The following is a 21,391-nucleotide window of genomic DNA, read 5'->3' on the forward strand; positions in this document are numbered from 1 at the left end:
TCATGCCTATGCCGCTTACCGCAGTCATCATTGTTGTTCTTACCGCTATGCTGTATCTTCTGATGAACCGTATCTATAAGAAATATAAGCTGCCTTTCCTGGTGCCGGTCATAACGACTTCCTTCTCCATCATCTTGATCCTGACCGGCTTTCACATTCCATATGACACCTTTATGATCGGCGGTCAATGGATCAATCTGCTGCTAGGCCCCGCTGTTGTCTCACTGGCATATCCGCTGTACAGGCAGCGGGCCCAGCTGATGCAAAATGTCGTTCCGATACTGGGGGGAGTGATCGTCGGTTCTATTGTGGGCATGCTTACCGGCCTCGTATTCGCCGAGCTGCTTGGTGTAACCGAGCAGATTCTCTACACGCTTCTGCCCAAGTCGATTACAACACCTGTGGCGATTCAGATTGCCTCCGAGCTGGGCGGCATCTCTTCATTAGCCGCATCATTCGTTATGATAGCGGGCTTCACAGGCCTTATTCTGGGACCCGCCACGTTCAAATTATGCAAAATCGACAGCATCATCGGCCGGGGAATCGGACTGGGGAGCGCTTCGCATGCCATCGGTACTGTGAAAGCAATCGAGTATGGCGAGCAGGCCGTATCGATGAGCTCTGTCGCGATGACCATCTGCGCATTAGTAGGCTCCTTATTGGCGCCGCTCATTGTCTGGTTTTTGTAAAAGAATCCCCCTTCTTCAAAGCGGACATCTCCGGGTGAAGAAGAGGGATTTTTCGTCTATAGGGCTTCTACAGTTTCTGCGGTTTGCCGTTATTTCATCACTTTGCGGATCAGTTTGATCTTCTTCAAGGAATAGGGCGGGTAGATGAAGCTCCAGTTAATCTTTGTCCGCTTCTTGAGCACGCTCTTCATATGCGAGAATGTCTCAAAGCTTTTGCGTCCATGATAGGATCCGGTGCCTGACGCTCCCACTCCGCCGAAGGGCAGATGAGGGCTTGTCAGATGAATCATCGTATCATTGACACAGCCGCCGCCGAAGGACACCCGTTCCAGCACCTGCTGCTCCGTATCCTTGTTGGTTGTAAACACGTACAACGCGAGCGGCTTGGATCTCCCGTTGATCCTCTGAATGGCCGCATCCAGATTATCATAGGCTAGCACGGGAAGAATCGGCCCGAATATCTCCTCCTCCATCACCTTGTCATCCCAAGTCACATCATCCATAATCGTTGGAGCAATATACAGATCATCCCGCTGCGAATCACCGCCTGCTGCAATTTTGTCCAGATCCAGCAGCCCCACGAGCCGCTCCCAATGACGCTCATTCACAATTCTGCCGAAATCAGCACTGTTTTGCGGATTGTCTCCGTAGAAGGCAGTAATCTTGTCTTTCATTCTCGCGACAAGCGACTCCTTAATATCCTTGTGGACGAGAATGTAGTCCGGGGCAACACAGGTCTGTCCGGCATTGAGAAACTTGCCCCATATGATTCGGTGTGCGGCGAGCTCGATATCGGAATCACGATCAACGATGCATGGGCTTTTTCCACCCAATTCCAGCGTTACAGGCACAAGGTTCTTCGCCGCTGCCTCCATCACGATGCGCCCAACCCCGATACTGCCGGTAAAAAAGATATAGTCAAAAGGAGTATGAATCAGCGCAGAGGTGGCTTCCCTGCCCCCTTCGACAACAGCAATGTAGTGCTCTTTGAAATTCGCGCGTAGAATCGCGGTGATGGCCGCAGATATATGAGGGGTGAACTCCGACGGCTTCACCACAGCGCAATTGCCTGCAGCAATCGCTCCGATAAGCGGCTCCATCACGATCATGAAAGGGTAGTTATAAGGGCCGATAACAAGCACCGATCCGTAAGGTTCGGGATAAATATAGCTCTTGGAGCCCCAATGGACAAGAGGCGTACGGACAAGCTTGACCTTGGCCCATTTCTTCAAGTGCTTGCTAATATAGCGGATGCTTTCATATACGAACCCGATTTCCGTTGCATAAGCCTCGAATTCGGACTTGCGAAGATCCTTATGCATCGCCTCAATAAGCAAAGCTTCATGCTGCTTGATCGCAGCCTTGAGCAGCTCGAGCTGCTTGAGCCGGTAATCGACGGATCGCGTTGAGCCGGATTGGACATACTCCTGCTGGCTTCTCACTATGCCCAATGCCATAGTAGCATTCATTGTTTCCATCGGCGGCGCCCCCTTCCTGCCAATCCTGCCGTACTGTTACACTCGCGGTGCTGTCATACTTGCGGCGCTGTCATTCTTGTGAACTTTGTCACTGCATATCCTTACATCATCTGATACAATGGGAACCATACCTATATAATTTCTGTTATACATCGATAACATTCCTATAGAGGTGAGCGCTGATGAGAAAAGAGCATATTGTTTATTTTAAGGTGATCCACAAGGGAGAGGCAAGTCTGCTTAGGGGACTCCTCTACTTGGAAGAAGGCCAAGAGCCCACCCTTCAAGATTTCGAGCAGTGTCTGCGAGCATGCGGCCATGATGTCCGCGTCATAGACCAGGAGCAGTTCATATTCACGGCTAACAGAGACGGCGAGGATTACACCATCGATGTGATCGAGGATTACGAACAAACCCATCGGGATCTATATTCCGATAGCTTGAACAAAACCTTTATCAAGAAGGATCGTATTCTGTAGAACCCCCCTGTAAAGGGGATCGAGTATATTATTGGCGAACATTCCTGCGAGAATGCATGTATTCCTTCGTTCCGATCTGCTGAGTGATGAAATGCCTGCGAACAAGCAGGCTTTTCGCCGTATTCGCCCTTTTTGAGCCCAAGCTGCCTCATATTCCTGCTTACTCGCAGGCATTCTGCATCTAAGACCCTTTTTGACCAAAATTCCTGCTCTTTCGCAGGATTCCTTGATTCCCTGAAGTAATGACAATCCGCAAGCAACCTGCAAGGGAATCCGCAACTGAAGTACGGATTACGGTTCGCGGTTGACGAGTTACGGATTATGGTTCGCGGTTAACGAGTTACGGTTGACGAGTTACGGATTATGGTTCGCGGTTAACGAGTTACGGTTGACGGATTACGGTTCGCGGTTGACGAATGAAAGTTGGCGACGGATCCAGGCGCCTTGCTTTGCCTCATAGCTTGTCTCATAGTTTGCCGAACTACTGTGGCTGTCATTCCTGCTTATCGGCCTTGTGAATCGTCGCTGGGATAGCTTGCACATACGGAGTCCATGCGGAATTTATGCGGAATCCAATTTGTCCATGCGTTCGGCCCAATGAGTGACCCGCTCCTACTTCGCACCGCACGCCTTCGACAGCGTTCTCCTCCAGACTTTCTAAAAATAATAAGTGCCCTTAACTATAACCTCGCCTTCGGCATCCATAGCCGCTACAGTGTATGCGTCCTCCTGCTGGGGTAATACGGCAAACCAATAAGTGTAGCCATCTTTACCAGGAATAATTTTGGCCATTTGCTGTATGTTATGCTCCTTGTTCGTTATGCGGATTTGAGAAATTCGCGAATCTATAATGGCGCCACAAAAAAGCGGAACTGTATCAAGCCTGAACCATGCAGTAATCAAGCTTTTCGCACCCATTTGACCGGGGCCCTCTGGAAAAGCATACGAACTACTCTGCTGCCTCCCCCATTTCTGCGAACCCCACTCGTAATAATCGACTCCCATGGATATCCTGTGATACTGATCCCGTTTCTTCGAGAAAATCAGCATGATCTCATCTCCAACGCTTTCCTTATCCAGCATCTCCTTCTTGTTCTCCGGCACTGCCTGATCCATATTGGGATCGGGATAGGCCTGATTAATCAGTTGCTCCCACTCGCTGTCTGCAGGAGATTTCTTGGATAGCAGCACATTCACTTCCTCATCGGACAAAACAGGGATGACAGGGATGGCTCCTTCTGCGGATTCCGCAAGCTGGGCAGGCTGCTCAAGCGAACCAGCCATATACGTTTCGGCACCGCCCCGGCTGTTCGAAGCTTTATCGATAATAAACAACATCAGCCCCAATAAACATAGGAGGCTTATACTTGACACCGCTAACGGGCGCAGCACTTTTCTTGACCGGACCTGTGCCGTCGATGCCATTGCCTTGTCTTTGATCTGTGCAGCCAGCTGATCGGTAAAGGTTGTGCGGTTCAATGGATTGCCCTGCAGCTCCTCGTACCAGTAAGGGTTAGATCGGTTCATTGATTAAACTCTCCTCCTTTAATAAGGCCGACATTCTCTTGCGGGCTCCGAATAACCTGGATTTGACTGTCCCCTCGGGAATTTTCAATATATGAGCGATGTCGCTTATAGAAAGCTGATATTTGGCATGCAAGACGAGCACCTCCCGAAATTTCACCGGCAAATTGAATACCTGCTTCCACACATGATTCGCGGCTTCTTTCTCCAGAAAGGATTGTTCGGCAGAACGGCTGTATTCCTTGGAGACAGCGGTATCCACAAGCAGTACTTTTCGAAAAAAAGCCGTGTTGCGATAATTGCAGCTAATATTTCGGGTAATTCGCAGCAGCCAGGTTTTAACCGAGGCCTCCCCCCTGAAGGATGATATATGACGATAGACTTGCAAAAACACATCCTGCGTGATGTCGTCCGCCATGCTGCTGTTTTTCGTTAAGAAAAACGCAAAATTCCATACCTCTTGCCCGTACTGCTTCATCAGTTCATCCAGCGTGAACGGGTCCATTTCGGTTAGATATTTCAAAGAATCGCTGTTCAATTATTCTCACCTCACTAATATAGACAATCCATCGCACGTTTTGGTTCATTAATGACTGCAATCTTCCATTGACGGCAACGGGATAATATAGAAGAATGAAGTATTAACAGGCTGGGCTATTCGCTCAGTTCGAACCTAGAGGGAGCATGATGGAGATATGAGCTATAAAATTGTATTTTTTGACCTGGACGGTACCCTATTAAACGAAGAGAAGCAGATTCCTTCCGATGCGGCGGAAGCCATTCGCGAACTGAAGGAGCAAGGCGTGGAGCCCGTAATCGCAACCGGAAGAGCCCCTTACTTCTTCCTCCCGATTCTGGAGTCGCTCGGCATTGATTCCTATATCAGCCTGAACGGAGCTTACGTTGTCTATCAGGGCCAACCGCTCCTCAAGCGGCCGATTCCCAAGACAGACCTCGAGAAGCTGGTAACGCTGGCCGCAAGCCATCGCCATTCCCTAGTCTTCGAAGGCGGAGAAGCTTACTTCACCGACACTGAGGCGCATCCATTCGTGGAGGAGGCGATCTCATCGCTGCGCGTTGCTATGCCAGGCTTCGATCCCGGTTATTGGCGCAACGAGGATATTTATCAAGTATTCCTCCACTGCGAGTCCCATGAAGAACATCTGTACGAGCAGCTGCTGCAAGAATTGAAGATGGTGCGCTGGCATGCAAAGGCGATGGATGTGCTGCCCTCCGATGGCTCCAAGGCACTCGGAATCGACATGCTGCTCCGCCATTTGAAGCTTCAGCCGGAGCAAGCCGTCGCTTTCGGTGATGGCCTTAACGACAAGGAAATGCTGACACATGTGGGCCTCGGCATCGCCATGGGCAACTCGCATCCGGAGCTGCTGCCGTTCGCCGACTACGTAACGGCCCATGTCGATGAAGGCGGCGTTGTCCAAGGTCTGCGGCATGCGGGCTTGCTGGCCTAAGAAGGCAGTCGCGGCCTTCTTCTAGAACGATTAAACGTCAGCTGCTTTAACAGCATGCCAAATACCCCTCCGGCCAGCAGGGACTTGCGTTCATCCTGACATGAACGCCTCTTCCGCTGTCTGCCAGAGGGGCAACTGCACGATAATACTCATCTTGGCGGGCATCGCCATTATTTGAAGGAAGCCTTTTGCAATACCGATGCTCGCCTCTCATTCCTGAAGCCTCACACCGCTGCTCCCGCTTGTTATTCTTGGGGCTCGGAGAGCATTTTCTGGAGATCTATAAGTTCATAGAATACTTTGGGGATCGTAAACTGCTGGTCCTGAGCGAAGAGCTTGGTTATCTCCTCTTCGTCATTCAACATCCGCTCCTCCTTGATAGCCTCAACCTGATTATGGAGACGCTCCATCTGCTTGTCCAGTGCAGCTGCGGAATCCGCGGCCTCCTTCAGCTCCTGAAGAAGCTGTGCGGGCACTTCCTGATTGTATTTATAGAAAATTTTGTGCTCCAGACTTGCCCAGAAATCCATCGCAATCGTCCGAATCTGAATCTCCACACAGACCTGCTCCTGCCGATCCGACATAAATACAGGAACCTCAACAAGAAGATGAAGGCTTTGGTAACCATTGGGTTTGGGATTCTTAATATAATCCTTTACCTCCAAGACGGTCAGATCGCATTGCTTACTGAGCATCTCGCTGATCAGATAGATATCGGAAAGGAAAGAGCATGTAATTCGCAATCCGGCAATGTCTCTAATCTTGTACTTGATGCTTTCTAAAGAAAGGTCGTCCCCTTTCCGCATGAGCTTCTTCAAGATGCTTTCCGGTGATTTCAAACGGGACTTGGTATGCTCGATCGGATTATAATCATGAACCAAATGAAATTCTTCCTTCAAAATATCAACCTTCGTCTCCAACTCCTGCAGCGCAAATTTATATTGCATCAGGAACCGGATAATTTCCCGCTTCATGTTTTTGAATTGTTCGACTTGAATAGGTGTCATTCCTTCTCTTCCCTTCTTGGGCCACATTCGCAAATTCGGCTCCTGCTGCTTGTTCTTGCCGACAAACAACAACGATCGCTTAACTGTTACACAACTTCAATATACTGAGAATATTTGGGCGCGTTATTCTTCCTGAATGACTGTACAAAGGTCCACACCAGCTTCTGCAAGTCCTTGTAGCCTTCTGGCAACGGCGTGTAAAACAACCTCTTCCGATCAACAGATGCAAGAAAAATATCGCAGAATCGGTTTATCATAAAATCGTTATAGACCAGGTCGTTCATTCTCATACTTTACAATACCTTTTGCATTCCTTCGGGCATGTCCAAATGGACATATTCGGAGTATGCAGGCTCCACCAGAGGCAGGAGATATTGCAAGTATAGCGCCCTATGGTTTTCTTCAGAGACCGCTTCAATCCGGCTGATGACCAGGGCAGCTGTGTTGACTCTACATGAAGCCCTAGCCACTTCATTGCCAATTCAAATACGTATTGTTTGAAAGCGAACCTGTATTCTTCTTCAGGTATTACGGTTTCTGGAATCATAATACCTCACCTCATTGTAGTTGTCTTCAAGCTCAGGGTTATTTTTAAACCAATGCAAGTTCCACCGTTCGAACAATACATCCAGCGTATTAACGTCAACTATGCCCTCTTTGATCATTTGGATCATGTCAACCTTATCCTTATTACGGAAAGCCCTAAGCTTGGTAAACCAGATGTCGTGTGCATCGACATACATTACCTTGAGGTTCTCGTACTCCCCGTCAACTTGCTTCGCCCTGGATATATAATCCTCCGGGAGATAGAAATAATGCTCATCGAACACCTCGAGCCCATGCTCAGAGAAAACCCTGAAGAACCTCGACGGAATGATATCCACGTCATTGGACCCCCGATTATTCTTTCTAGCCAATACAATCGCAGAATAGCCTACAACGAAACGAATACGTCAATCGACGGCTTTCCGTGCAAAGCCTTGTCAACTCCCTCGAAAAGCTGAAAGATGCTCTCCTCCGTACCAAACTCTTCATTGCCCATCCGCGATCCTCCTTGACCATAGTAAATCCAACAATTTTTCATAAATTCAATCATTATTATATACAGAAGACGTATCTCCGCACAAAGCCTTGCTATCTTTTCATGTAATATGAGGCGCACTTTTTCGTCCGTATCCGAGCAAAAAATCTCTCCCAAAATATTTTTTGAATAATCAGTTTATTTTTTGAGCGGAACATGCTACAATAACCATTGCCATAATTTTATATAATATGAATTAAAAGGAAGTGATTGCAAATGATTATCATTGATTGATTTTGATAAGTCTGATATCTACCTATAATCATTATGTTATAAGTATTAATTTTAATAAAAAATATGGAAGGCGATGATGTAAGATATGAGAACCGTTTTCAAAAGGACATTATCTCTTGTATTAACTTTAAGCATGACTGTTTTACCTTTTTCTGATATTTCTCTTGCTGAAAGTAGATCATCAGAATCAACTAGTAAAATAAAGACCGTCGAAGTATTTACAGTTGATAAACTGTCTGACCTTAAAAATGAAAAGGGATTCTATGATATCGAAGGCACCTCAAAAGTTAATTCAATAACTGAAGTTATAGCCGATATAAGGGGATTTCCGGTTGAAACAAACATAAGTGTAGTTGAAGATGTATTTGATAATAATGGTACTTATGTATATTCTAAAGTAACAACGGAAACGGCTAAAAATGATTTTAGCAAAGGGAAAGTGAAGTACAGAAAAAGTAGTAAACGAATTGATAATGAATCCCCCCTTTCAGAATTTACAGAAACTAAGATAGGTGAGATAACCAAATTAACACAGGCACAAGAAACAATTGTCGAGAACAACATTTTAGAAAAAACCAAATCTTTAGAACAAGGTCAAGAAAGCGAATCAATCGGTTTGACTGATATTCAATTTTTAAAATTAAGAGAATTAGCTCAAAATGCACTTAAAAATGAGCAAACCTCATCGCAAATGATCTCACCTTTAGCACTTGAGCAACAAGGTGCATATGATAACTATTACAACCACGATACTTCTACAGGTTCATTTATCGCTCAAGCTCTATATACTGGATCTAGTGGACATGGCTATTATGAAAAATTGGTAGGGACCACCTATGGAAGCACCAAAAATGCGACAACTATGGCTTCTTTCAAGAGCAATATTAACAATTACGAAACTAACATTATCAACTTCATGGATGCAGCAACATGGCCTGAAGTAACTGGATACGCTTCAGTTATTGCAAGTTTCGTTTTAATAGTAATCGGATTCGCAACAGGCCCTGCTGGCTGGGTATCAATTGTATTAAACTATGCCAGTGCACTCGCTACTTTTATTGGTTTGACATCAACTGCCTATGGAACTTATAGTCGAATGTCGTACAGCAAAACTGCTCAACAATATTTAGAAAATGCTCGTCAGTATACTTTAAATTACCCAACATACTTTGATTCTAGCACGACCTTTTCAGTTGTAAGTGGATTTTAGATATATTTCAAACTAATAATTTCATGTTGAAGAGGGCCTACTCACCCTCTTCTTTAATAGCAAAAAATAATTTCGTGGAGCGAGAGATTATGAATAATAACAACTATAATTTAAAATTAAGAATTTCATATATTATATTAAATACATTTCTGTATTTACTATTTATAGGGTTTAGTTCTTTTGTAATTTCAAATGCCGCCGACCTGAATAGTATAAATCAGCTTGGTGTCTGGGTTATTATTATGATTGTTTTGCTTCTCATATCTATTTTTGCTACCTTTAAAATAAGAACTTGGATTAAGAACGGCAAACTCTAATCATTCTATAAATATTAACGTTCATGTGCCGAGCAAACTTACGAATTAATTAATTAATTGCTATCCATATAAAAATTACATTCGCCTGAAGTCAAAAAAAGCAACGAGCCGAGTCATCATGCGACTGCGCCCATTGCTTTTTGCCCGTCCGTATTATCTGAACAGTACTTTGTCTACGTTGTACTTCGCCCTTAGCTTGTTGATAATGTAGGTTTCGTAGATCTCCCGATCAACGGGGTCCTCATTCACATAGACCTCAATAGTGCTCACTTCGTTTCGATGATTCTTGATGACAGATACGGTATCCTCGAAATGCTTCTTAATTCGGGGCCTTAGCTTCCTTGCTTTGCCGACGAACAGCAGCTCTCGCTTATCATTGTAAAACATAAAAAAACCACCCTTATCTCTAGGAATCAGGTGAAAATCAGTAAACCCGTAAATATTGCTCATCTGGGGATTGATCTGCTTGGTAATGGTCACGTCAGGCTCTGGTATCGTTATGTTTATCACTGTCGTTCACTTCCTCTTTCCATATAGGTCTAAATGTTATCACAGATTAGGAATTAAAACCATCAGCCTGTTGACGCACACCTCGCCAGAGGACGATCCGTCATTCACACGCCGATGCAAACGAGATACGCCATGGCATGCCAGGCCATGCCAGCTAGCCCAGCTAGGCAAAACGTGCGAAACGGCAGGTTTTATCTCGTTTCTGACCGGATAGAGGTGAAATGCCTGCCAGAGTGCAGGCATTTTACCTCCTCTCCCCCCTTAACGGCCGATTTCCCCTCATATTCATGCATGATCGCAGGAATTTTATCATTATGGCGTCTTGCAACCGAAATGCATGCCCATTCGCAGGCTTCTCACTCCGTCACGCTGCCTTCCAACCACTTGGAGAAGGGGGTGTTCCCGAACGTTGTTTGATGGATTTCAGAGTCCCCACCCCTATAACAACGAAAAAGATGCTTCTAACCCCACTTTCAGTGGTTTTCGAGGCATCTTTTCACATCATTTGGGACGGACTCTTTGGATAGTGGACCTTTCGGACAGCCCTTCCCGAACCTGCCATTGCTTAACCGACTGTTACATGCAAGCTAGCCAGTTATTTATTTCGCCAAATGACCAATCGCAGCCTCCACAACAAGCGGGCTCACTCTCACCGCACACACCTTAAAGCCAGGCATTCTGCAGGTAGGGTCGAGCGCCTGGTTCGTGATCTTGTTCACGTTCTGCGTATCTCCCCAATGCATCGGCACGAATACCGTGTCCTCGCGAATATCATTGCTGAGCCTGCAGCGCACGAATATGGATCCGCGAACGGATTCCACCTTGACGAGCGTCGCATCCTCAATACGGTGCTTCTTAGCCGTCCGCGGGTGGATCTCCATGAAGGATTCCACATCACGCGCAGCAAGAGAATGGCTCTTCCGTGTCTGTACGCCTGTCAAATAATGCGTAAGTACGCGCCCTGTTGTCAGGTACAGCGGATATTCGGCACTTACCTGCTCCTTAGGCAGATGATTCTGTACGGCGATCAATTCCGCCCGGCCGTCTTCATGGGCGAACGACGATTCGAACAGCCGCTTCGCGCCGGGATGATCGGGTGCAGGGCACGGCCAGTATACGCCTTCCTCCCTGCGCAGCCGGTCATAGGTGATGCCGTAGTAATCAGCAATGCCGCCACGGCTTGCCAGACGAAGCTCATCGAATATGCTCTCTGCCGACTCGAAGCTGAAATACTGCCCCCTGCCCAATTTCTCGGCAACATCGCATAGAATCTGCCAGTCATGCTTCGCTTCGCCCGGTGCGGGACGGCTGGATTGCCGCAGCAGTACCCGTCCCTCCAGATTCGTCAGCGTCCCCTCATTCTCCAGATAAGCAGTTGCCGGCAGAATCAAGTCCGCCAGCTGAGCTGTCTCGGACATCAGCATGTCGGCGACAACGAGGAAGTCCAGCTTGCGGAGTCCCTCTTCCACGAAGTTGGCATTGGGATTGGACACGATAGGATTGGAGCCCATAACGAACAAGGCACGAATTTCCTGCTCATGCACTTTTTCCATCATCTCGTATGCAGATACGCCTTTTCCCGGCAACTCGCCTGGATCGATCCCCCAAACATCCGCCACATAAGCGCGGTCCTCAGGGTTCTCTATCAAACGATAGCCCGGCAGTTGGTCCGCCTTCTGTCCGTGCTCCCGGCCGCCCTGTCCGTTCCCTTGGCCCGTAACCGCGCCATAGCCGCAGCCCGGCTTGCCGATCTTGCCAGTCAGCAGAACGAGATTCAGGAAATTGCGGACAGCCATATAACCGTCCGTCTGCTGCTCCACACCGCGAGCGGTGAAGACCATGCCTGTCGATGCCTTGCCGTAAGCAATCGCGGCCTGGCGGATCAGCTTCACAGGCACACCGGTAAGCTCGGCGATCTCTTCCAGATTCAGTCCTTCCAAATGAGCCTTCAGCTCTCCGAAGCCCTTCGTCCGCTGCTGCACGAAGCTCTCGTCAATCAAGCCCTCCTCCAGCAGAACCTTGAGCATTCCATTGGCCAGCGATGCATCCATTCCCGGCTTCACGCGCAGATGCAGGTCGGCAGCACGGGTTGTACCCGTTTCCCGCGGGTCTATCGCAATGATGTACGCGCCCTTCTCCTTAGCCCGTGTAAAATAAGGCATAAGCGTCGGTTGGCACTCGGCAATATTGGTCCCTGCCAGCACGATGCATTCTGCCCGTTCAATATCCGCGAGCTGATTCGTCAGACCACGATCAATGCCGAAGGCCTTATTGCCCGCCGACGCGGCTGCCGACATGCAGAATCTTCCATTATAATCAATGTATTTGCTTCGCAAAGCAATGCGAGCGAATTTCCCAAGCAAGTAGGCGGATTCATTCGTCAATGACCCTCCGCCGTATACGCCGATGGCATCATTCCCGTACTGGCCTTGCAGTGCTGTGAACTTCTGCTCTATGAGACTGTAAGCCTCTTCCCAAGTAATGCGGACGAATTGGCCGTCCTGCTTCATCATGGGATGAAGCAGGCGTTCCCCTGTCAGCGCATGCTGATAAGCATTCATCCCCTTGATGCAGAGACGTCCCTCAGATGCGGCATTCGGTGTCGGAATTACAGTATAAGCCGGCCGCTTGCCGGCACTTCTCTCCTCAATAACCTGCATCTTGCACTGCACGCTGCAAAACGGACATTGCGTATTCATAACCAGCGTCGACACGTCATCCTGCTCAATCACTCGATTCATATCGCTCAGCTCACCTTATCAAAGCAGCCGATGGCTGCGGATTTATTGGACTATGTTCCGATTGCCCGTTCGCTTCATCCAATCTTGCCAAGAGGTCTGCGCGGAATTCCAAATTGAACAAGGCCTCGCGAAGCTGAAGCAGCCCTACACGCTCTATCCACTGTCCGGTCGTTTCGCCGTAATAGGCATTCTCCCGGTACCATTGCAGGAAGGCCGCCGACAACTCAAGCACCCTCGCTTCCACAGACTCCATGCTCAGCAGCTGCCCTTGCCTGAGCTGCGCATTCCCGCTGCCGCCAACGTAGATCTCCCAGCCCCCCGGCACGCCGACGATGCCCAGATCCTTGGTCAGCGTTCCAGCGCGATGGAGCGGACTGCTGGAGACTGCCACATAGACAGGCGCTGGCATCTGCAGGTGCTCAAGCTTCCGTTCCAGTGCAGCACCCATCGCAACCGAATCCTTAATCGCACTGCCATCATAGCGTATGCCCAAGCAGGTCGCAACAGAAGCGATCGATCTTCCATACTCTTGGGCGCCAGCCGCCATTCCAAGCTCGGCCCCGACAGAACCGACATGCTGTGAATCGATACCGAGCAAATCCAGATGAGCGCCGCCAGCGAGCTTGGCGAGCGGTATATTGTATTTCTCCATCACATCGGCAATTTGCCGAAGCTGCTCGGCGCTTGTTACACCACCGTACATGCGGGGCACAACAGCATAGGTGCCGTCTGCAAGCAAGCTTGCCGCCGGAGCCATTGCTGCCGGAACTGCGGCCGCCTGTGCAGCGACCGATGCCTCCTCGTCTGCAACACTGCTTCTGATCGAGCCAATATAGTACGAAAGCACCGGCCGGCAGACGCTGCATCCGTCCCCTTGCAACCAGCCCAGCCCATTCATCGCTTTATCCGCTGATGTGTAGCCGCCGCTGCGCAGCGCTGTCCGCAGCTCTTCATGATCCATCGTCGTACAGGCGCATACCGTCTCCTTATCCGGCTCAGGAGCATCCTTGCTCTGCAGCGCCAGCTGCAGAATCGCGGATACGAGCGGCTTGCAGCCGCCGCATGTACTGGATGCTCTCGTACAGGCACGAACCTCCTCGACGGTCTCCAAGCCGTTCTCGCAAACGGCATCCATGATCGTTCCTTTGGTCACTCCATTACAGGAGCAGACCGTCTCCTTATCCGACAGCGAGCAGACGTAAGCTTCGTCAATGCCGCCAGTACCCGCTGCCGCTGCATTATCCAGCACTGAGATATCCGCCTGCTGCTTAATGTAGCCGAGCAGCTTGTTCCCTTCACTGCTGTCGCCGAACAAGACAGCCCCGACGATCTTGTTATCGCGTACGGAGATCTTCTTATACGTATTGCGGATCCCGTCGTATGCCTTGACAGAGGTCGTAATCTCCGCATCGCGAATTTCCCCGGCCGAGAACACTTCAACACCGGAAACCTTCAGCTGTGAATAGAGAATGGAGCCCTCGTAAGCCTCGGCCTCAACGCCGCAAATCTTCTTGGCAAGCACCTTGCCCTGCTCATAGAGCGGCGCAACAAGTCCGTATACCATGCCGCGATGCTCTGCGCATTCGCCAACCGCGTACACATTCGGGACATCTGTCTCCATGTAATCATTGACGACAATGGCCCGATTCGTCTCAATGCCGCTGTCTGCCGCCAGCTTGATGTTCGGACGGACGCCAACCGCGATAACGACCAGATCCGCCTCCACCTTGCTCCCGTCCTTAAACAGCAGTCCTTCAACCCGCTTCTTGCCAAGAATCTTCTCTGTCTGCTTCTTGAGCAGGAATCGCATCCCCTGCTTCTCCAGCTCCTGGCGCAGCATGCCTGCCGCCGTAGGCGTCAGCTGCCGCTCCATCAGATGGTCAAAAATATGAACGACGTGAACCTCCATACCCAGGTTGAGCAGGCCCCTCGCAGCCTCCAGGCCGAGCAGGCCGCCGCCGATCACGACGGCTTTCTTGTAGCTTTTCGAAGCTTCAAGCATCGTCTGGCAATCTTTAATATCCCGAAAAGCCGTTACCCCCGGCTTGTCGGCTCCCGGAAGCGGAAGCATAAACGGCAGCGAGCCAGTTGCAATAATGAGATGATCGTAGCTTAGGCTGCGTCCGCTGTCGCTGACAACCAGCCGTGACTTCGTATCGATGCGCACGACCGTTTCACCCGTGTACAGCACAATATCATTATCCTTGTACCACTGCCAATCATTGATCGTGATATCATCTACCTTGGTATCGCCTTGAAGCACTTTAGAGAGCATGATGCGGTTATAGTTCGGATGCGGCTCACTGCCGAAGATCGTAATCTCGAACCGGTCAGGCGCAAGCTTCAGAATCTCTTCGACACACCGCACACCCGCCATCCCGTTCCCTACGACAACAAGTTTTTGTTTCCCCATATTGCACAACCTCACATTCCGATGCTGAAGTTCTTCCTTATCCACCAATCGATCAAGCCATCACGACTTTTTTCGCAGCCTTCAGCCGCTTGGTTGCAAGGTTCATCCACAAACAAGCACAGGCAGTTATCATCAACAGCACAAAGCCTAATGTATATGCGCCTGACAAATCGTTAATAATACCAAGCACGATCGGCGGGAAAAAGCCCCCTATGCCGCCAGCCGCGCCTACAATACCCGTTACAGCGCCCGTATTGCCTGTCGATACCTCGGGAACCATCTTGAACACGGCTCCATTGCCGAGTCCCAGCAGTACCGACGCCATCAAGCAGCCCACGCTAAAAGCAACAAAATGCTGCAGCGACAGCGCCATCACAAGCGCGCATACCGCGATACCGGTGAACACAACCGCAAGCACTTTGCGCGAGCCGATCCGGTCGGCCAAGTAGCCGCCTAGCGGACGAATAAGCGTCGCCACGATGACAAAGCCTGCCGTCTTCAAGCCCGCATCTGTCACTGACAGCTGGAACAATTCCTTCAGGAATGTCGGCAAATATACGCTGAAAGCAACAAATCCGCCAAACGTCAGGAAATAGAATATCGATAGAAACCACGTTGGTTCTTGCTTCAGAACCTCCATGGATTGTTTGAACGTCTTCGTCTGTGCCGGTTTAGGCAGCTCCTTCGTACAAAGCCAGAAGATCAGAGTCACAATCACGATCATAATGGCAAGACTCCAGAACACCCAAGACAGCCCATAGCGGCTGAATATAATCGGGATGGAGAAGTTTGCCACCGCTCCGCCCAGGTTGCCTAATCCCGCCAATCCAAGCACAAGCCCTTGCCGTTCCGGCGTAAACCATCTCGATACATAGGTCAGCGAGACCGCGAATGTCGTTCCGGCCATACCGATGAACAGCGCACAGAGCAGCAGCATCCAATAGGATTGCGCCCATCCTGCCAGCAGCAGCGGAAGCGTAAGGAACAGCATCGTTGCAGAGAACACCTTTTTTCCGCCATAGCGGTCTGTATATATGCCCATCGGAATCCGCAGGATTGAGCCCAGCAGAATAGGCGTTGCGATCAGCACACTTTTCTGAATGGTGCTTAACTGGAAAATCTCTTGTATTTGCCCCGCGATGGGGGAGAATACACTCCAAATAACGAATGAGGCCGTCATTGCCAATGTAGATAACCCAAGCGCCCCAGCAGATCCATTGTGTCGCATCGTAATATCTCCTATATTCCCATTCTCTCTATGCCGTTATGCTTCTCATGTCAACAAATTCAATCTAAGAGGCCAGAATGCTCTCATCTGCAATGTGCAGCCACATATCTCCGTTATGCTCATCCACTTCAACCTCGAAGGAGGCCACGCAACCGTCATCCGGAGCTTGAACCTGCCCATCATGCAGATCGATCTTCCAATCATGCAGCGGACAAAATACGTGGTGGTCGCAAACGATTCCCTCCGAAAGCTTACCCGCCTTATGCGGGCAGCGATTCTCAATCGCCTTGATCGCACCTCCCGACAGTTTGAACATCGCAATCTCGATAGACCCGATCTTGACTACACGCGATCTCTTCTCTGCGATTTCCGCAATGTTGCCTACAAGTATCCGTTTCATATATGTTGTCATCCTCTCGATTACAGAATGGTTTGCGCAGCTTGTGTATCCATCGGCTCGAACGTCTTGCGAAGCTCCTGCTTCTCAATAATTTCTTTCCATGGGTCCTTCATCAGATCCAACGTCTTCTCAATGCGTTCCACCAGTGCGAGCCGGTCTTCCTTGCTCTCAAGCGCAGCCTTAACCGTATCCAGGCCTACACGCTCCAGCCATTCCGACGTCCGTTCGTTGTACTTGCCTGTCTCACGGTAATATTGCAGGTACGCCCCGGACCATTCCAGCACTTCCTCTTCCGTCTTCACCTTGCACAGCAGGTCTGTACCGCGAAGCTTCGTTCCTCCGTTGCCGCCGACATGCAGCTCCCAGCCGCCATCGATGGCGACAACACCGAAGTCCTTGATCGTCGCCTCCGCACAGTTGCGCGGACAGCCCGACACAGCCATCTTCACCTTCGCAGGTGTATTCAAACGCTCGAACCGCTTCTCAAGCTGGATGCCCATGCCGATGGAATCCTGTGTGCCGAACCGGCAGAAGGTAGAGCCTACGCAGGTTTTAACGGTACGCAGCGTCTTGCCGTAGGCATAACCGGACGGCATATCGAGATCCGCCCACATGCCCGGCAGGTCCTCCTTCTTCACACCGAGCAAGTCGATGCGCTGACCGCCCGTCACTTTAACGAGAGGCACTTCATATTTCTCCGCGATTTCCGCGATTTTCTTCAAGTCCTTAGGTGTCGTTACACCGCCGTACATTCTTGGCACAACAGAGTAGGTGCCGTCCTTCTGAATATTCGCATGGTTGCGCTCGTTCACGAAGCGGGACTCTCTCTCGTCCTCATGCTCTTCCGGCCATACCATGCCCAGATAGTAGTTGAGCGCCGGACGGCACTTGGAGCAGCCCTCTGTATTCGACCATTCCAGCACGTTCATAACTTCCTTCGAGGTCGTCAGGCGCATACTGCGAATCGCCTCAACAACTTCATCGCGCCCAAGCGTTGTACAGCCGCAAATTCCTTCCTTGACACTCTTCACTCCGTCGGCTCCCAGCACATAGGTGAGCACATCTCCAACCAGCGGCTTACAGCCTCCGCAGGAACCGGATGCTTTGGTGCACGCCTTGATATCATTGATGCTGGAGCAGCCCTTCTCCTGAATCGCCTGCACGATCGCACCCTTGGATACGCCGTTACAGCCGCACACAATCTCGTCATCGCTCATAGCGGCAACAAGATCTACACCGGATTTGGCCTTGCCTCCGCCTTCGCCGAGAAGCACTTCCTTCTCCTTGCCGGTCACGTCCTCGCCGTTGCGAATCATAGCGAACAGGCGGGAGCCGTCGCTGATATCTCCGAACAATACAGCGCCGATTACTTTGCCGTCCTTAATAACTGCCTTCTTATAGATGCCTTCAAAATCATCCTGGACACGAACAGCGCGCGTATCCGGTCCGTCTGCATAAGCGCCTGCGGAGAATACGTCCACGCCGGATACCTTCAGCTTCGTGGATACGACAGACCCGTGGTAGCCGCCCGTCTCGATACCGGCAAGCCGCTTCGCCAGCACTGCACCCTGCTCATAAAGCGGAGCAACCAGACCGTAAGCAACGCCGCGATGCTCGACACATTCGCCGACAGCGTAGATGTTAGGCACACTCGTCTCAAGGAAGTCATTGACCACGATTCCGCGGTTAATCTCAATTCCGCTGTTCTTGGCAAGCGCGATGTTCGGACGGATACCAACAGCCATAACAACGAGGTCGGCATCGACTTCCACACCATCTGTAAAGCGAACGCCCGTCACTCTTTTCTTGCCCAATATGGAATCTGTATTCTTCTTCAGCAGGAAATTCATTCCCTGGCGCTCAAGTTCGGCTCTCAGCATAGCGGATGCCGTCTGATCCAACTGTCTCTCCATCACGTACTCGTGGATATGAACAACCGATACTTCCATATTGAGGTTAAGCAATCCGCGCGCCGCTTCCAGACCGAGCAGTCCGCCGCCGATAACGACAGCTTTCTTGTACTTCTTGGCCGTTTCGATCATTGTCTCGCAGTCTTTAATGTCACGGAAGGCAATAACGCCTTCTTTGTCCGCTCCCGGCAGGGGCAGCATGAAGGGCAGCGAGCCAGTCGCGATGATGAGCTCGTCATAAGGCACGCTTATGCCTCCATCAGTTCGAACAAGCTTCCGGTTCGTGTCAATTTTGCTGACAGTTTGGCCGGTGTGCAGCGTAATGTGATTCTCTTCATACCAGGACCAGTCATTAATTACGATATCATTCATGTCCGCATCGCCAGCCAATACGGAGGAAAGCAGAATTCGATTATAATTGGGATGCGGTTCGCTCCCGAAAATTGTAATGTCATAGAGATTCGGTGAAAGTTTCAACAATTGCTCGATACAGCTGACCCCAGCCATCCCATTCCCGATCAAAACCACTTTTTTCTTCATTGATGTTCACACTCCTATATTGGATGTAACCTGACATACAATGTAATTAATATCGGATTTTCTTTTTGTCATTCCGATTCAGCGTTAAGATACCTAACATAATTCCTTGTTATTAATGTAACTGAAATATTCGTTCATTTCAACTAAAAAATGCAGAAAAATTTAGCTGATTTCCTAAAGGATCGCCGATTAGGCGAACGTTATTAAGTTTTTCTTATCGATTTGTTCGGTTTTTCTGATGGGAACGCATTCAAATTCTTCTGAATGGTTCTCCACATTCGAAGACAAACAATGAAATCGACGTGGCATGTTACATTGATTGACGCTCGCACATTTTCGAGTCACATTAGGCAGAATACCTGACATGTAAAAAGCCATCAACCGAAATTTCGGCTAATGGCTCTGCTTAGATACTTAAATTAGGAACAAACAGAGGGATTTTCCCCAGTCATAAACATGACGGAGACAGCCCCTCTTCAATTGTAGCGTACAGCACTATTTTTGATCATTGAAGCAGCAGCAATTATACTTATATCAGATCCTTGCATATGCGAATGGGAGGGGTATAATAATGAACGAATTCAATCCTTCAGCACCAGAGAGCGATCTGCCCAAAATAAGCAATCCCGCCACACGAGCTCTCGCGAATGCCGGGTATTATCGGCTGGAACAATTCACAGCCGTTACTGAAGCAGACATTTTGAAGCTGCATGGTGTAGGTCCAAAAGGAATAAGAATACTGAATGAAGCTCTCAAGGAGAGAGGGCTGTCCTTTGCCGAAAAATGGTAAAACCAATTAGAAAGCCACAACAACCCCCGACGTAAAGAAGGGTCTGTCTCGAAAGTCCTTTTTGGAAATCTCAGCTCCCGCTAGGCAAAACATGCGAAACGGCATCTATTTGCTCGTTTCTGGCCCCATGAAGGTGAAATGCCTGCCAGAGGGCATGTATTTCACCTTCGTTCCCCCTTATCGGCCGATTTCTCCTCAAATTCGTGCTGCATCGCAGGCATTCTACTATATATGGCGTCTTGTAACCGAAATTCATGCACATTCGCAGGCTTCTTACTCCGTCAGTCTGCCGTCAAATCACACTTGGAGAAGGGGAAAGGCAATGCCGGGAAACCTCCCGGCCGATGCAGGTTATGGTGGCGAAGAGAAGGACTGCGATCTGGGAAGAGGAGCAGACCTGCTGCCCGCTCAAAAGCAACTGTACGAAAGCGCAGGGAAATTCGGGAAATTCGGGAACCTGCTCAGTGGGCGAGCATGAACCAGGGACGGACTGTCAAGTCCCCATATACAATGAAAGGGATGCTTCCAGCCCCACTTTGTAGTGGTTTCTGGAGGCATCCCTTCGCATCATTTGGGACTGGCTCATTGGATATTGGACTTATCGGACAGCCCCTTCTCCGAGCTCTAGCTTATTGGAAATTCTGATAAGGCGGGGGCGGCAATTCCTTCGACTTCTGGGCTGCACTCACCATAAGGAAGATACCGGAGAGAAGATGCATCAGCCATCCGAGGAATGGCACCCAAGCTACTAATGAAGTAATAATGCCTAGAATCGAACCGTACTTAGGCTCCCTGTTCGCAATAGAGAGGAATAATGTGATCGCATGGAGGATCAACATCACAACCAGCACTGTGTAGGAGCTGCCCAAAACGATAAGGGCTCCGACAACAGGTATTGCCAAACAGAGTTCAAATGCGCCTGTAACCCATTTCAATACTTTGGACGCTGTCAGATCAAACGCCTCCCTAGGTAATTATTCCTAATTCATTGTAACAAATTCGACATATTCTGGACAGTCCTATTTTTTCCTTTTCTTCATACATGCGGGATTCTATACTATTCTCCCCTCGCAGCGGCTGACTAAATGAGCCCCCGAACCGGGAGCTCGCGGCCTTCCCCGCTCCAGCGTATCCTTTCACCTTCTACAAGTGTAGTTTGAAGGCAGCGTGACGGAATAAGAAGCCTGCGAATATGCATGCATTTCGGTCATAAGACGCCATAATGGCAACATTCCTGCGATGAAGCATGAATTTGCGGAAAAATCGGCCGATAAGGGAAAATGAAGGTGAAATACCTGCACGCTGGCAGGCATTTCACCTTCATGTAGCCAGAAACGAGCAAATACATGCCGTTTCGCATGTTTTGCC

18 protein-coding genes are annotated in these 21,391 nt (G+C 49.5%); 6 read left to right on the forward strand and 12 right to left on the reverse strand.

Annotated features, from left to right (window positions below; all coding sequences use genetic code 11):
• The first annotated feature begins 2 nt into the window (after nucleotides 1-2).
• A complete protein-coding gene (locus K0T92_RS13925; protein WP_219873087.1) occupies nucleotides 3-689 on the forward strand; it encodes an LrgB family protein in 687 nt (228 codons plus the stop codon).
• An 89-nt stretch (nucleotides 690-778) separates the two neighbouring features.
• Here K0T92_RS13925 and K0T92_RS13930 read toward each other — a convergent pair whose 3' ends face one another.
• The gene (locus K0T92_RS13930) at nucleotides 779-2,167 is read right to left on the reverse strand and encodes an aldehyde dehydrogenase (protein WP_425517656.1); all 1,389 of its coding nucleotides are present in this window, start codon (nucleotides 2,165-2,167) and stop codon (nucleotides 779-781) included.
• A gap of 182 nt (nucleotides 2,168-2,349) precedes the next feature.
• On the opposite strand from K0T92_RS13930, the gene K0T92_RS13935 reads away from it, so the two are divergent.
• A complete protein-coding gene (locus K0T92_RS13935; protein ID WP_219873088.1) occupies nucleotides 2,350-2,646 on the forward strand; it encodes a hypothetical protein in 297 nt (98 codons plus the stop codon).
• A 657-nt stretch (nucleotides 2,647-3,303) separates the two neighbouring features.
• Here the strand turns inward: K0T92_RS13935 and K0T92_RS13940 are convergent.
• The gene (locus K0T92_RS13940) at nucleotides 3,304-4,173 is read right to left on the reverse strand and encodes a hypothetical protein (RefSeq protein ID WP_219873089.1); all 870 of its coding nucleotides are present in this window, start codon (nucleotides 4,171-4,173) and stop codon (nucleotides 3,304-3,306) included.
• Complete coding sequence (locus K0T92_RS13945; RefSeq protein ID WP_246628154.1) at nucleotides 4,160-4,708, reverse strand: RNA polymerase sigma factor; 549 nt, start codon at nucleotides 4,706-4,708, stop codon at nucleotides 4,160-4,162. Before K0T92_RS13945 ends, K0T92_RS13940 begins: the two co-directional genes overlap by 14 nt.
• 157 nt (nucleotides 4,709-4,865) lie before the next feature.
• Here K0T92_RS13945 and K0T92_RS13950 point away from each other — a divergent pair, with 157 nt between their 5' ends.
• Nucleotides 4,866-5,642, forward strand: coding sequence for a Cof-type HAD-IIB family hydrolase (locus K0T92_RS13950; RefSeq protein ID WP_219873090.1), 777 nt, complete (start codon nucleotides 4,866-4,868; stop codon nucleotides 5,640-5,642).
• Between the two features lie 245 nt (nucleotides 5,643-5,887).
• Here K0T92_RS13950 and K0T92_RS13955 read toward each other — a convergent pair whose 3' ends face one another.
• Together K0T92_RS13955 and K0T92_RS13960 are read right to left on the reverse strand one after the other, a co-directional pair.
• Nucleotides 5,888-6,649 (reverse strand): GTP pyrophosphokinase, encoded by a 762-nt coding sequence (locus tag K0T92_RS13955; RefSeq protein ID WP_219873218.1) that lies wholly within the window; start codon nucleotides 6,647-6,649, stop codon nucleotides 5,888-5,890.
• Nucleotides 6,650-7,170: 521 nt separating this feature from the next.
• Nucleotides 7,171-7,533, reverse strand: coding sequence for a DUF6036 family nucleotidyltransferase (locus K0T92_RS13960; protein WP_343223707.1), 363 nt, complete (start codon nucleotides 7,531-7,533; stop codon nucleotides 7,171-7,173).
• Between the two features lie 516 nt (nucleotides 7,534-8,049).
• Here K0T92_RS13960 and K0T92_RS13965 point away from each other — a divergent pair.
• The gene (locus tag K0T92_RS13965; RefSeq protein ID WP_219873092.1) at nucleotides 8,050-9,174 is read left to right on the forward strand and encodes a hypothetical protein; all 1,125 of its coding nucleotides are present in this window, start codon (nucleotides 8,050-8,052) and stop codon (nucleotides 9,172-9,174) included.
• Nucleotides 9,175-9,644: 470 nt separating this feature from the next.
• On the opposite strand, the gene K0T92_RS13970 is transcribed toward K0T92_RS13965, so the two are convergent.
• The 6 genes from K0T92_RS13970 to nirB (K0T92_RS13995) form a co-directional block, all read right to left on the reverse strand.
• Nucleotides 9,645-10,001 (reverse strand): nucleotide excision repair endonuclease, encoded by a 357-nt coding sequence (locus tag K0T92_RS13970; RefSeq protein ID WP_219873093.1) that lies wholly within the window; start codon nucleotides 9,999-10,001, stop codon nucleotides 9,645-9,647.
• A gap of 599 nt (nucleotides 10,002-10,600) precedes the next feature.
• A complete protein-coding gene (gene nasC, locus K0T92_RS13975; protein WP_246628155.1) occupies nucleotides 10,601-12,742 on the reverse strand; it encodes an assimilatory nitrate reductase catalytic subunit NasC in 2,142 nt (713 codons plus the stop codon).
• 10 nt (nucleotides 12,743-12,752) lie between these two features.
• Nucleotides 12,753-15,155, reverse strand: a complete 2,403-nt coding sequence (gene nirB, locus K0T92_RS13980) for a nitrite reductase large subunit NirB (RefSeq protein ID WP_219873094.1) — start codon at nucleotides 15,153-15,155, stop codon at nucleotides 12,753-12,755.
• Nucleotides 15,156-15,207: 52 nt separating this feature from the next.
• Nucleotides 15,208-16,383 (reverse strand): MFS transporter, encoded by a 1,176-nt coding sequence (locus K0T92_RS13985; RefSeq protein ID WP_219873095.1) that lies wholly within the window; start codon nucleotides 16,381-16,383, stop codon nucleotides 15,208-15,210.
• A 64-nt stretch (nucleotides 16,384-16,447) separates the two neighbouring features.
• Nucleotides 16,448-16,783 carry a nitrite reductase small subunit NirD gene (gene nirD / locus K0T92_RS13990; RefSeq protein WP_219873096.1) on the reverse strand — a complete coding sequence of 112 codons (336 nt, stop codon included), beginning with the start codon at nucleotides 16,781-16,783 and terminating at the stop codon, nucleotides 16,448-16,450.
• Between the two features lie 20 nt (nucleotides 16,784-16,803).
• Nucleotides 16,804-19,233, reverse strand: a complete 2,430-nt coding sequence (gene nirB, locus K0T92_RS13995; protein ID WP_219873097.1) for a nitrite reductase large subunit NirB — start codon at nucleotides 19,231-19,233, stop codon at nucleotides 16,804-16,806.
• A 571-nt stretch (nucleotides 19,234-19,804) separates the two neighbouring features.
• Here nirB (K0T92_RS13995) and K0T92_RS14000 point away from each other — a divergent pair.
• Together K0T92_RS14000 and K0T92_RS14005 are read left to right on the forward strand one after the other, a co-directional pair.
• Nucleotides 19,805-20,023 (forward strand): helix-hairpin-helix domain-containing protein, encoded by a 219-nt coding sequence (locus K0T92_RS14000; protein WP_219873098.1) that lies wholly within the window; start codon nucleotides 19,805-19,807, stop codon nucleotides 20,021-20,023.
• A gap of 322 nt (nucleotides 20,024-20,345) precedes the next feature.
• A complete protein-coding gene (locus K0T92_RS14005; protein ID WP_219873099.1) occupies nucleotides 20,346-20,501 on the forward strand; it encodes a hypothetical protein in 156 nt (51 codons plus the stop codon).
• A 151-nt stretch (nucleotides 20,502-20,652) separates the two neighbouring features.
• On the opposite strand, the gene K0T92_RS14010 is transcribed toward K0T92_RS14005, so the two are convergent.
• Nucleotides 20,653-20,976 (reverse strand): hypothetical protein, encoded by a 324-nt coding sequence (locus tag K0T92_RS14010; protein ID WP_219873220.1) that lies wholly within the window; start codon nucleotides 20,974-20,976, stop codon nucleotides 20,653-20,655.
• Nucleotides 20,977-21,391: the final 415 nt, after the last annotated feature.

The sequence above is a fragment of the Paenibacillus oenotherae genome, assembly GCF_019443105.1.
Lineage (GTDB): Bacteria > Bacillota > Bacilli > Paenibacillales > Paenibacillaceae > Paenibacillus_Z > Paenibacillus_Z oenotherae.